This window comes from Streptomyces sp. NPDC059008 (genome assembly GCF_042749045.1).
Lineage (GTDB): Bacteria > Actinomycetota > Actinomycetes > Streptomycetales > Streptomycetaceae > Streptomyces.
The window spans coordinates 142,841-155,434 of sequence record NZ_JBHYJC010000012.1 but is presented as its reverse complement, the minus strand read 5'-3'; the positions used below and the strand labels follow the sequence as shown (position 1 = coordinate 155,434).

Annotated in this window: 6 protein-coding genes and 1 tRNA gene; 2 read left to right on the top strand and 5 right to left on the bottom strand. The window is 73.1% G+C overall.

Translation table 11 applies throughout. The features are described from left to right. Window positions 1–8: 8 nt before the first annotated feature. A complete protein-coding gene (locus ACFWZH_RS17520) occupies window positions 9–1,574 on the bottom strand; it encodes a YfjP family GTPase (protein ID WP_384431125.1) in 1,566 nt (521 codons plus the stop codon). 782 nt (window positions 1,575–2,356) lie between these two features. After that, window positions 2,357–4,186: a dynamin family protein gene (locus tag ACFWZH_RS17515; RefSeq protein WP_384431244.1), complete on the bottom strand. Its 1,830-nt coding sequence runs from the start codon at window positions 4,184–4,186 to the stop codon at window positions 2,357–2,359. A gap of 310 nt (window positions 4,187–4,496) precedes the next feature. Between ACFWZH_RS17515 and ACFWZH_RS17510 the strand changes: the two genes are divergently transcribed. Then, a tRNA-Arg gene (locus tag ACFWZH_RS17510) sits at window positions 4,497–4,572 on the top strand. A gap of 173 nt (window positions 4,573–4,745) precedes the next feature. Then, window positions 4,746–7,646 (top strand): FxSxx-COOH system tetratricopeptide repeat protein, encoded by a 2,901-nt coding sequence (gene fxsT / locus ACFWZH_RS17505; protein WP_384431122.1) that lies wholly within the window; start codon window positions 4,746–4,748, stop codon window positions 7,644–7,646. Between the two features lie 102 nt (window positions 7,647–7,748). Here the strand turns inward: fxsT and ACFWZH_RS17500 are convergent, their stop codons facing one another. From ACFWZH_RS17500 to ACFWZH_RS17490, 3 genes are all read right to left on the bottom strand, one after another. Then, on the bottom strand, window positions 7,749–8,786 hold the full coding sequence (locus tag ACFWZH_RS17500; RefSeq protein WP_384431119.1) for an alpha/beta fold hydrolase: 1,038 nt from the start codon (window positions 8,784–8,786) through the stop codon (window positions 7,749–7,751). Window positions 8,787–8,922: 136 nt separating this feature from the next. Continuing rightward, window positions 8,923–10,002, bottom strand: coding sequence for a rod shape-determining protein (locus ACFWZH_RS17495; RefSeq protein WP_384431116.1), 1,080 nt, complete (start codon window positions 10,000–10,002; stop codon window positions 8,923–8,925). A gap of 214 nt (window positions 10,003–10,216) precedes the next feature. Next, complete coding sequence (locus ACFWZH_RS17490; RefSeq protein ID WP_384431113.1) at window positions 10,217–12,400, bottom strand: FUSC family protein; 2,184 nt, start codon at window positions 12,398–12,400, stop codon at window positions 10,217–10,219. Between the last annotated feature and the right edge of the window lie 194 nt (window positions 12,401–12,594).

Here is a 12,594-nt window from a genome sequence, read left to right as displayed (position 1 = left end):
AAGGGGAGTCACACGCCCGACGCCACCGCGTACTGCTCGCGCACCTCCCGATAGCGCAGCAGCTCGGCGGCGACCGGCTCCAGCACCCGGGCCCGCCCGCACCCGGCCGCCGCACCGCGCAACCGCCGCTCGGCGTCCTGCCCGTAACGCCTGGCGGGACCGCGCGCCACCACCTTGCACAGCCACAGCAGGGCCGGTCCGCCCACCGAGCCGATGACCGCGAGCAGCAGCCCGAAGAGCCAGGCCGTCGCGCCGACCACGCCGGTGAGCGCACCCAACAGCCACAACACCCCGACGACTTGGAGCACGGACAGCATCCCCTGCAACGTGGCGGCCACCGTCCACCAGCGCGGCTTCACCACCGGCCCGGCCCGCAGCGACTCCTCGGCGTCGGCGGCCACCTTGTCCAGCGCCTCCGGCAGGCCGTACGCGCCCCGTTCCGCGGCCTCGCGGACCGCCTGCGCCCACGGCGCCGGCAACCCGTGCGCCGCCTCACCGGCAACGGCCCGTACGGCCTGCTCCACCACGGGCCGCGCCGCCGCCCGGCCGTCTCCCGCCGCCTCACCGGCACCGCCCGCCGCCCCGAGGCCGATCACCGCCTTGGCGCCCCGGCTCCTGCCCCGCCGGCCCCGCATCCGCGCCCACGGCGAGCCGCACGCCCGCTCCGCGTGGCGCAGCCAATCGCGTTCCGCCGCGCGCCCGGTGGCCACCGCCCCCACCGCCTCGGCCACCCGGTCGTCGAACTCCTCCCGGGCCCGCTCCGTCAGCCCGACCCGGCTGCGCGCCACGTACACCGACCGCAACCGCTCGGCCGCCGCATCGACGTCGGCCGCCAGCCGCCGGTCCGCCGCCCCCCGTTCCGCGACGAACTGCGCGAGCGCCTCCCGTAGTTCCCCCACGCCCTGGCCGGTCGCGGCGGACAGGGTGAGCACCGCCGCCCCGGGCTCCCCGTGCTCGCCGAGCGCGAGTCCGTCCTCGTCCAGCAGCCGGCGCAGGTCGTCCACCACCTGGTCCGCGGCGTCCCCCGGCAGCCGGTCCACCTGGTTGAGGACGACGAACATCACCTCGGCGTAGCCCGCCAGCGGCCGCAGATACCGCTCGTGCAGCACCGCGTCCGCGTACTTCTCCGGGTCCACCACCCAGATCACCGCGTCCACCAGCTCCAGCATCCGGTCCACCTGGGCACGGTGCTCGGTGGCCGAGGAGTCGTGGTCGGGCAGATCGATCAGGATGAGTCCGCCCAGCCCGGCGCTGCCGTCCGCGGGGGCGTGCCGACGGTGCGCGGGCACGCCCAGCCGGTGCAGCAGCCCCTCCGCGCCCGGCATGCCGCCCGGCCACACACAGGCCACCGGGTCGGCGGTCGTCGGCCGCCGCGGACCGACCTGCGAACGGTGCGCTCCGGCCAGCGCGTTGAACAGCGACGACTTGCCGCTGCCGGTGGCCCCGGCGAGGGCGACGACGGTGTGCTCACCGGAGAGCCGATACCGCTCGTCGGCCACCTCCAGCACCCGGCCCGCCGCCTCCAGCGTCCGCCCGTCCAGCCGCGTCCGCGACAGCGCGATCAACTCCCGCAACGCCTCCAGCCGCCCCCGCAACCCGCCCGCGGCGGCCCGCGGCCCCCCATCGGCGACCCAGCGGTAGCCGCCCCCGCCCTCCCCGGGCGAAGGGCCCCACGACGCGTCGCACGCCGTGTCATGCGACGCCGACTCGGCGCATGCTCCGGCGCCCGAACCGGCGTGCGCGCCGACGTATGACGGGGTACGCGACCCGGCGGGCGAAGACCCATGCGAAACCCCACGCGAGGCGGTACGAACGCCGCCTGGCCCGACGCCCCCATCGATGCACGAGCCGGCGGGCGAACCCGTGCCGTGCCCGCCGCGTCCATCGGCGGGCGAGACGGTGCGCGAGCGCGCGCGGGACCCGACGCGCGCCCCGGCCCGCGGCGCGCCACACGATGCGGCGCCCGATACGCCACCCGATGCGTCCTGCGTCTCGACGCATGACTCACCACCCACTTCCGCACCCCCCGCCGCACCACCCGGTGCGGGCCCGTCGGTCGACGGCTCCGCCCCGGCCTCGTCCCCGCCCCGCCGCACGCCCGGCCTGGGCACTCCCCCGTCCCGCACCCGCCGCGCGATCAACCCGTCATCCCACGCCCGCCCCTCTGCTCCCCCCGCCGGCCCCACCCCACCAGCCGCCTCACCTCTCACATCCTCCTCTCGCGCCTCGTCTCCGTCCGCCCTCACCTCACCCGCCCGCTCCCCCGTCTCCTCCTCCCCGGTCCCGTCCTTGCCGCTCTCCCGTTCCCCGGCCGCCCGGCCGATCCCCGCTCCCGGCCCCGTCACCGTCGATCCGCTCACCCCGACACCTCCTCCTTCGCCATCTGAAGCCCCAGCCCGCCCCCGGGCACCGCACCCACCGCCATCTCCTCCCGCTCCCGCCGCTTCTCCGGCTCCCCCCGCCTCCTCGTCCCCCTCTGCCGCTCCCGCTGCAATACGGACACCGCGGCGATCAGCTCGGCCTGCTGTTCCGGCGGGACCGTCAGCCGGTCCAGCGGCGCCAGCCGCCGCTCGCGCTCACCGTCCAGCGCACGCTCCAGATAGGTGGTCAGCAGCCGCCTGCCCCGCTCGCAGAGCCGCAGCGCGGCCTGCGCCCCCAACAGGTCGGCGAGGTTCTCGCCCGCCGTACGGGCGCGCCGCCCGCCCAGCAGCTCGGCGGCCAGCAGGGCCGCCGATTCCTCCGGTTCCACCGAGCCGACCCGGTCGCCGGCCTGGCCGCCGCGCGCCTCACGGGTCTCCTCCTCCGCCAGCTCCTCCAAGCACCGCCGCCAGCGACGGACGACCACCCCCAGGCGCCCGGCCGCGCCCGCCGCGCCCGCGGCCGCCGTCAGCGAGACCTCCGCCGCCGCGGGATCGCGCCGCCAGGCGTCCGCGGCCCGCTCGTCGGCCTCCTCGACGGCGCAGGTCAGCAGCGAGGCGAGCCCATGGGTCAGCGCGTCGAGCAGCTCGTCCGGCCGGCCGCCGAGCCCGTGGTCACGCCAGTGGGCACGCGCGTCCCCGGCCAGCACCTCACCGGCCGCGATCTCCCGCCGTACCCGCATCGCGGCCCGCTCGTACGCCTCTTCGACCCGTCCGGTCAGCCTCAGCGCCGCGGCGTGCTGGGCGGCGGCGGCCCCGGCCAGCGCCGGCAACCGGCTGCCCAACGAGGTGATCACACCCGCGGCGGTACGTTCCGCGGCGGCGACACGGGCCACGGGGTCCTGGGCGTGCCGCTCCAGCCACTCCCGCAGCGCCGCGACGGCCGTGGCCGGCAGCAGTCCGCTGCCGCCGCCCGCCGACTCGGGCAGCTCGGGAATGGTGAAGCGCGGCACCTGGCCGAGCCCGGCGCGCTGCAGCAGTTCCGCGTACCGCCCGGAGATGTCGGTGGCGATCTGATGCGGCACCCGGTCCAGCACGGTCACCAGCGTGACGTCGTACTCCTTGGCCGTACGGAGCAGATGCCAGGGCACCGCGTCCGCATAACGGGCGGCCGTGGTGACCAGCACCCACACGTCCGCCGCACAGATCAGCTCGGCGGCCAGCTCCCGGTTGCGCGCGACCAGCGAATCGATGTCGGGCGCGTCCAGCAGCGCCACTCCGCTGGGCACCGCCGCGTCCGCCTCGATCCGCACCGTCAGCGCCCCGGCCTCCCCCGCCGCTCCCCGCCCGCCCCCGTTCCCCTTCTCCTCTTCCTCCCCCGTACCGCCGTACCCCCCGTACGCACCCGTCGCCCCACCCCCCTCCCTCTCGTACTCGCCCTCACCGCCGTCGTCCTGCTCGGGCACCCACACCCGGGTGAGCTGCGGCAGCACCCGGGGCCCGGCGAACCAGTGGACGTCGTCCGGATGGCAGACCAGCACCGGCGTACGGGTCGTCGGACGCAGCACCCCGGCCTCCGAGACCCGCCGCCCCACCAGCGAATTGACCAGCGTGGACTTGCCCGCCCCGGTCGATCCCCCGATCACCGCGAGCAGCGGGGCCTGAGGTGCGTGCAAGCGGGGAATCACATAGTCGTCGAGCTGGGCGAGCAGCTCGTCCCGGTTTCGCCGGGCACGGGCCGCGCCCCTGAGTGGCAGCGGAAAGCGTGCGGCATCGACGCGGTCGCGCAGAACGGACAGTGCGTCGATCAGCCGGGGTCGTACGTCCAAGGTCGCCACATGTGCAGAATGCCCAATTTCGTTGGGTTTTTGAAGCGTATAACCCCTCGTGCGCGCCGCAAGAACCCCCACAGAACGGGACGAGTGACGCATGGGACGATCGCGACAAGCGAGACGCAGGCATAACGAGTGCACAACACCCGACGCACGAGACGTCAAAAGCGGTGCAGGATTCGTACCTGCCTGCGATTATCGGGACCGCTTCACCGAACCTCCACAACGTGCCACGGAGGTGAAGCAACCGGGACGAGGCACCCGGACCTCTATCCTTGTCCGCGGTCCGTGATCCACGCCCACACCGGCCCCCGTAGCTCAGTGGATAGAGCAGGTGCCTTCTAAGCACTTGGCCGCAGGTTCGAGTCCTGCCGGGGGCGCCAGGCGAGACCCTTCCTTCGGGGAGGGTCTTTTTGCTGTTCAGGTGGGCTTTCCGGGCCTCCGGCGCGGGGTGTCGGCCGGGCGGTGGCGGCCTTCACATTCTCCTGCGTCGCGCACGTCGGACGCGGGATGATTGCCGCGACACGACAAGCACATGGTGACTCGGGGGGCCTCGATGACCGACACCACGCAGCAGTTCTTCATCAGCTACGCGGGTCCGGACCGCCCCTGGGCCGAGTGGGTCGGCTGGCATCTCCAACAGGCCGGTCACCAAGTCGTCCTCGACGTATGGGAATGGCGCGCCGGAGACGATTTCGTGCACCACATGGATCGCGCCCTCGAACGGGCCGACGCCGTCGTGGCCCTGTTCTCCAAGTCGTACTTCGACCCTGAGCGATGGACGCGGGAGGAGTGGACCGCCACGGTGGCCCGAAGGGACCGCATCGTCCCGCTCGCCCTCGAACCCATCGCCACCGCCGATGTCCCCCCTCTCCTGGCCGCGAAGCTCCGCAAGGACCTCCACGGCCTGGACGAGACCGCGGCCCTCACCACCCTGCGGGAGGCCGTCAACGGCGGGGCCCGTCCCACCAGCCCCCCGCCGTTTCCCGGCACGCCCCCGGCCACGGACCCGGCCGCGGTCTCCAGCGGCACGAAGCCCCGGCTGCCCAGTAGCACCGGTCGGCCCGACGTCTGGAACGTGCGCCGCCGCAACCCCGACTTCTCCGGTCGTGAGGCGGAGATCGCGCAGCTCCGCGACGGGCTGCTCAGCGGGCGGCAGGCCGTCGTGCGTGCGCTGCACGGCATGGGCGGTATCGGCAAGACCCAGATCGCGCTGGAGTACGCGCACCGGTTCGCCGGCCAGTACGACGTGGTGTGGTGGATCGACGCCGAACAAGCCGACCAGGTGCCCGTCCACTACACCGAGCTGGCCGACCGTCTCGGCATCGCCAGACCCGACGCCGGATCCGAGCACAACGCCCGCGCCCTTCTCCAGCACCTGCGCACCGAACAGCGCTGGCTCATCATCCTCGACAACGCCGAAGATCCTGGTCAGACCGCCCCCTGGCTCCCCGAGGGATCCGGCCACGTGGTGATCACCTCGCGCAACCCCGACTGGCGGGGCATCGCCCACCAGGCCAGCTTGGACGTCTTCAGCCGCCCCGACTCCGTCTCGTACCTGGCGGCCCACATTCCCGGCATCACTGCCGAAGAGGCAGACCTCCTCGCCGGGGACCTCGGCGACCTTCCGTTGGCCCTCGCCCAGGCCGTGGGCATCATCGGCAGCGGAATGACCCTCTCCCGCTACCGCCAACTCCTGAGCACGAGCACCGCACGGATTCTCAAAGAGGGCGACGCCCCCGGCTACCCGGCGTCGCTGGCCGCCGCGGTCGGCATCGCCACCACGGGCCTGGAGAACGAATGCCCCGAGGCTGCGGCCCTGTTACGGCTCGGCGCCTTCTTCGGGCCCGATCCCATACCCACGAGCTGGCTGGAGAACGCCCGCCCACGGCTCTCCACCATTCCCGGTGATCCGGGCGATCTCATGTGGCCGCACGCCGCCCTGCAGCCTGTCAGTCGCTATGGACTGGCCCGCCTGGACCACGAGACCTTCCAGATCCATCGCCTCACCCAGGCGGTCCTCCGCGACCAGTCCGGCCCCGAGCAGGCGGAACGGATCCAGAGCGATGTCGCCGCTGTCCTGAGCAGCACCGATCCGGGCAACCCGGAAGCACCGGAGACATGGCCCGCCTGGGCCTCTTTGACCTCACACCTCATCGCGCATCACGTCGTCCTCACCAACCGGCCCGAGCTACGGCCGATCCTGCTCAAGGCGGCTTCCTTCCTCATCAGAAGCGGACAGTCACGCAGCGCGCAGAGCCTCACCTCACCGCTACGCGAGGTGTGGGCAGCCGAATTGGGGCCGGACCACCCCGACACCCTCAGCTGTATGCAGTACTTCACCCATGCGACAGCCGATATGGGAGAGGTCGCCGCGGCTCTGCCCTTCGCCGAAGACACCCTCGCCCGTCGACGACGCGTTCTCGGTGAGGACCACCCCGACACCCTTCATTCGGCCAACGACCTGGCCGCCACCACATCGAGGCTCGGCAGGTACGCCGAGGCCCGTCCGATGCACGAGGAAACCCTCCAACGTCGACGACGCGTCCTCGGTGACGACCACCCCGACACCCTGCAATCCGCCCACAACCTCGCCGTATCCCTGGATCACGCGATGGACCACGTGGGAGCCCTCCACATGAAGGAGGACATCCTCCGACGACAGCGGCGCATCCTCGGCGAGGACCATCCCCACACCCTCGAATCCGCCCGCAGTCTCGCCATCACACTGAACAACCTCGGCAGGCACGAGGAGGCCCTCCCCATGTTCGAGGACATCCTCCGACGACAGCGGCACATCCTCGGCGAGGACCATCCCCACTCCCTGGAATCCGCCCACAGCCTCGCCTCGACCCTGAGCAACAACGGCAGGTACGAGGAGGCCTGTCGCATGCACGAGGACACCCTCCGACGACAGCGGCTCCTCCTCGGCGACGACCACCCGGCCACCCTGCAGACCACCCACAGCCTCGCCACCGCCCTGAACAACCTCGGCAAGCGGGAAGAGGCCTGTCGGATGTACGAGGACACCCTCCGGCGACAGCAGCACATCCTCGGCGACGACCACCCGGAGACCCTGCAGACCGCCCACAACCTCGGCTTCGCCCTGAACAACCTCGGCAAGCGGGAGGAGGCCCGTCGCAGGTACGAGGACACCCTCCGGCGACAGCGGCGCACCCTCGGTGAGGACCACCCCAGCACGCTGCAGACCGCCCACAACCTCGCCATCGCCCTGCACGGCCTACGCCAGTATCCGGAGGCGGCCGAGCTGCTTCAGGACGCGCGCCAACGCCTGTGCCGCACGCTCGGCGAGGACCACGTACAGACCTTGGCCACCACGGAGACTCTGGCCCGCACATGGACCGACATGGGCAGGCGATTCGCCGCCCAGCGTCTGTTGGCGGGCCAACGCAAGCAGGCCAAGCGCCGGCTCGATCGCAAGAAGAAGCGTCGGTAGGCAACGGGTACGCGCGACCGGGCCGCACTTGACCAGGCCCGGGAGTTCGGCCTGGAGCGGATCATGGACGGCCTGGAGGTCTGTCTGGGCAGGGGGTGAGGCCTACGGTGCGCCGACGGGTGCGGGCAGGGTGCGCAGCCAGTCGAGCAGGAGGTGGTTGACCTCCTCGGGGCGTTCCTGCTGGACCCAGTGGCCGCAGCCTTCGAGGATGTGGGAGGAGGACAGGGCGGGGAGGGTTCGGGGGAAGGCCTTGATGGCGTCGGCCATCCAGTTGGTGGGGGCGTCGAGTTCGCCGCCGATGAAGAGGGCGGGCTGGGTGAGCGGAGCGCCCTGCCAGGCGGCGAGGTCCTCCCAGTCCCGGTCGACGTTGCGGTAGCGGTTGAGGCCGCCGGTCAGGCCGGTCCGCTCGAACTCGGCGGCGTAGAAGTCGAGGTCGGCCTCGGTGAGCCAGGAGGACGGGTTGGTGTCGGCGGGGAAGCGGTCGGAGAGCTTGCCGCCCGGGGGCACCGAGAAGAGCGGCGAGACGCCCCCATCGGAGGGGGACTTGGCCTCGCCCGAGAGGCCGGCGTAGAAGCCCGCGAGCCAGCCGCGGACGTCCGGTTCGATCTCTGCCTCGGCCCGGCCGGGCTCCTGGAAGTAGTTGATGTAGAACTCCTCGGCGCCGCCGAGCATCCTGAAGGCTTCGGTGGGCCGGATCGCGCCGCGCGGGGCGTACGGCACGCTCAGCAGCGCCACGGCGGTGAAGAGGTCGGGCCTGAGCAGCGCCGTGTGGGCGGCGATGGGTGAGCCCCAGTCGTGGCCCACGACGACCGCGGTCTCCTCGCCGAGCGCGCGCAGCACGCCGACGTTGTCGGCCACATGGGCCAGCATCCGGTAGGCCGGGATCTCGCGGGGCTTCGACGAGCGGCCGTAGCCGCGGACGTCGATGGCGACCGCCCGATAGCCGGCGGCGGCGAGCGCGGGAAGCTGGTGGCGCCAGGAGTACCAGGACTCGGGGAAGCCGTGGACCATCAGGACGAGGGGGCCGCTGCCCTGCTCCACCAGGTGGATGCGGCCGCCGGGGACCTCCACCGAGCGGTGCACCGCGTCCGGGAGCGGGGATACAGGTGGGGTGGGCGTCGGCTGGGCGGGCTGCGACATGCGTCCTCCTTGGGGGCGGGGGTGGCCGGGGCTCTCACCGGCGCTGCTGATCCACCCTGACCGGTCCGCCGCGATCATGGGGCGCATTTCACGGGACCGGCTCCGTGGGGCACCGTCTGTTCGCGCCCCGCCGCCCCTACAGCCGGACCGTCTTCCTGGGCTGTTCCTTCGCCCCCGTCAGCAGGCCGTGCAGCGTGGCGAATTCGTCGACGCACTTGGCGGTGCCGTTGACCACGCAGTCCAGGGGCTCGTCGGCGACCGTCACGGGGACGCCCATCTCCTGGCGCAGCCGCTGGTCCAGGCCGCGCAGCAGGGCGCCGCCGCCGGTCAGCGCGATGCCGTGCTCGATGATGTCGCCGGAGAGCTCCGGGGGGCAGGCGTCGAGGGTGCGATGGACGGCCTGGACGATCGCGTCGACCGGTTCGGCCAGCGCGTCGCGGATCTCCTCCTCGGTGATCTCCTGGATCCGGGGCAGGCCGCTGACGTGGTCGCGTCCGCGGACGGTGTACGACGCGCGGCGTTGCGGTGCGCCGTCCTCGTCGACGTCGACGGGCGTCCAGGCCGCCGAGCCGATGGCGATCTTGATGTCCTCGGCGGTGCGCTCCCCGATGGCCAGTGCGTGCTTCTTCTTGACGTAGGTGGTGATCGCGGCGTCCAAGGCGTCCCCGGCCACCCGTACGGACTGCGCCGTGACCAGGCCGCCCATGGAGACGACGGCGACTTCGGTCGTGCCGCCGCCGATGTCCACCACCATGCAGCCGACCGGCTCGTCCACCGGGAGGCCGGCGCCGATCGCCGCGGCCATCGGCTCCTCTATCAGGTGCACTTCGCGGGCACCGGCACCCCGGGCGGAGTCGATGACCGCGCGCCGTTCGACGCCCGTGATGCCGGACGGGACGCAGATGACCACCCGGGGCCGGGAGAAGCGGCGGCTGGGCAGGGCCTTCTTCATCAGGGCGCGCAGCATCTGCTCGGCGGCGTCGAAGTCGGCGATCACGCCTTCCCTCAGGGGGCGCATCGCGGTGATCCCGGAGGGCGTGCGGCCGATGGTGCGCTTGGCCTCCAGGCCCACGGCGATGACCTCGCCGGAGGCGTTGACGGCGACGACGGACGGCTCGTTCAGCACCACGCCCTTGCCGCGGGCGTACACCAGGGTGTTGGCGGTGCCGAGGTCGATGCCTATGTCGTACGTACCGGACGAAGTGCTGGACGCCATGGGGAGTTCGTGTGCTCTCTCGCGACGGGGACGGGGGGAGGAGGGGACGGGGGAAGGGCGACGTAGGGGGACGGGGGCACACCCCCGGGGGCGGGCGGTGAGGAGCGGGGCGGGCGGGCGGCTTCTCGGTCATCGGGCTTGTCGAACGGGCGGCTGTGCGCGGCAGAGGACCCCATTGGTCACCAATGGGGTTCAATGCGGGCAATTAATAAGACTACTGAGGGCCCGGGATGGTTCCCGGTGTCGCCCGGTCGCCTTCCCGCGACGGCGGGGACAGCGCCTCCGCCAGGTCGTCGAGGGCGTCCAGCAGCAGATCGGCGGCGCGCACCGCGACGCCCTGGCTCTCGTCCTCGGCGTCCCACCGCTCCCACACGGTGCGTGGTGCGCTCCAGTCCAGGTCGCGCTCCTCGCGTACGGCCTGCGCGGCGCGCTCCAGGGCGGGGCGCAGTTCGGCGGCGAACGCGGCGGCGCCGGCGGAGGGTTCGGCGTCCTTGTCGGGGAGGTGGGCCTCCACGATCATCGTGACCCGGCCCATCGTGGCGAGCGCGGCGCTGGCCGCCTTCGCCGCCGTGAGCGACAGTCCGCGATGGCGTACGGGCTCCTTCTCGGCCCGGGCCTCGCTCTCCTCCCACGCCGCGCGGGCGGCGCGGGCGTCCAGCAGGGCCTCGCGCACCTGCCGCGGGCGGCGCCCGGCGGGCCGGGCACAGGTCTCGAACACCGCCAGCGCGTAACGCCCGTTGGCCTCCAGCCACTCGGCGAGGCGGTCGCGCAGCCTGGGAGTCTCCCAGGCGGGGAACAGCGCGTACGACAGCATCGCGAGCAGTCCGCCGACGAGGGTGAGCACGATGCGCTCCTGGACGGTCTGCTCCCAGCCCTCGCCGGCGATGCCGAGCAGGAAGACGACGTAGGCGGCCACGCACGCCGAGGTCACCGAGAAGCCGGTGCGCATCAGCAGATACATCAGCCATACGCAGACCACGGCGAGTGCGGCGCTGAGGTACTCGCTCGGGTGCGCCAGGGCCATCAGCGCGCCCGCGACGGCGACGCCGACGAGGGTGCCGCTGAAGCGGGCGACGCCCCGGGAGTAGGTCTGGGCGAAGTCGGGGCGCATCACCATCACGGAGGCCAGCGGCGCCCAGTAGCCGTGGCCGAACGGCAGCGCGGTGCCCAGCAGATAGCCTACGGCGGCGACCGCGGCGACCCGCAGGGCGTGCCGGAAGATGTGCGAGGACCAGCGGGCCTCGCGGCGCAGGGCGCGCAGCGCGACCGGTACGAGCTTGGGGACGCTGGGGCGCAGCAGATGACTGCCCGCTTCCCGCCCGCCCTGGCTGCCTGCTTCCCGCCCACCCCGGCTGCCTGCTTCCCGCCCACCCTGCCCGCGTTCTGCCTCGGTGGTGGGGCGGGTGGCCTGGACCGGCTCGTCGGTGAGCTCGACGGCGTCGGCGAGCAGGGAGATCAGGCGGTAGGCGGAGCGGCGGGCGGCGCCCTTGAGCATCGGCCCGGTCGCCGGGACTTCGAGGGTGGCCATCGCCTCGGGGGGCAGCCGTACGGGCTTGGCGTGCCGTACGGCGTGCGCGACGGCGTCCAGGACGGTGGCCGCGGCGCCCAGCAGGTCGCGGGCGCGGTCACGTTCGGGGCCCTCCAGGGGGGCGCCGACGACGGGATCGGCGAGCGAGGCCAGGACCGGCCGGACGCGTTCGGCAAGGCCGCGGGGGCCGTGCAGCTGGACGGGGCGGCGCCTGGCCTGACGCGGCGTCACGGTGGAGGCGAGCCGGGCGTCCATCAGGGGCGCCGGGTCGAAGGCCGCGACGGGGTCCTGCCGCAGCCGGCGGGCGTAGTCCGCCTCGGCGGCCAGGGCGTCGGCGAGCGCGTCGCGCTGGGTGCCCCAGGGGCGGACCGGGAAGACGACGATGAGGGCGGCCTGGACGAGACCGCCGAAGAAGATCAGGGCGGCGTGCACCAGGGCGCCCCCGACGGTGGTCGGCAGGGTGACGGTGACCAGCATGATCGCCACGGTCTGGGTGCCGGCCAGCCCCGAGACCGGGCCGATCGCCCAGGCCATCCCCGCCAGGAACGTCCAGCCGGCGAGCAGCAGGACGAACCAGGCGGTATGGGCGGCGGCCAGGTAGCCGAGGAAGGTGGAGACCGCCAGCGCGCCGGCGACGGCGAGCGCGAGGACCGGACGCGGCCGCATGCTGCGCTGGAAGGTGACGATGCCGGAGGCGAACGCGCCGAAGGCGGAGGAGACCGCCAGGGTCGGATCGCCCCGCCACAGGCACAGCCCGATGACGATGGCGACACCGGCCGAGCCGCGGACGGCGATCAGCGGGGTGAGCTTGGTCCGCTCGATGGTCAGCCCGGAGCGGGCGGCTTCCTTCAGCGCACTCGACCAGGTCATAGCGGCAGGATACGGGCCACGGAGGACGGTTCCGCAGTGGCGGGGAGGGGTCTCGTCCGCGCGCGTCCCGGCCACCGCCCGCCGGGAAAATCCTGGCAAAACCACCCTCCGCCCCGCGTAAAACATCCCAGGTCACAAGGGGATTTCCGGATTCCGGTGCGGGCGGTGCGAGCAACCCGACACCCCGGAGGGGA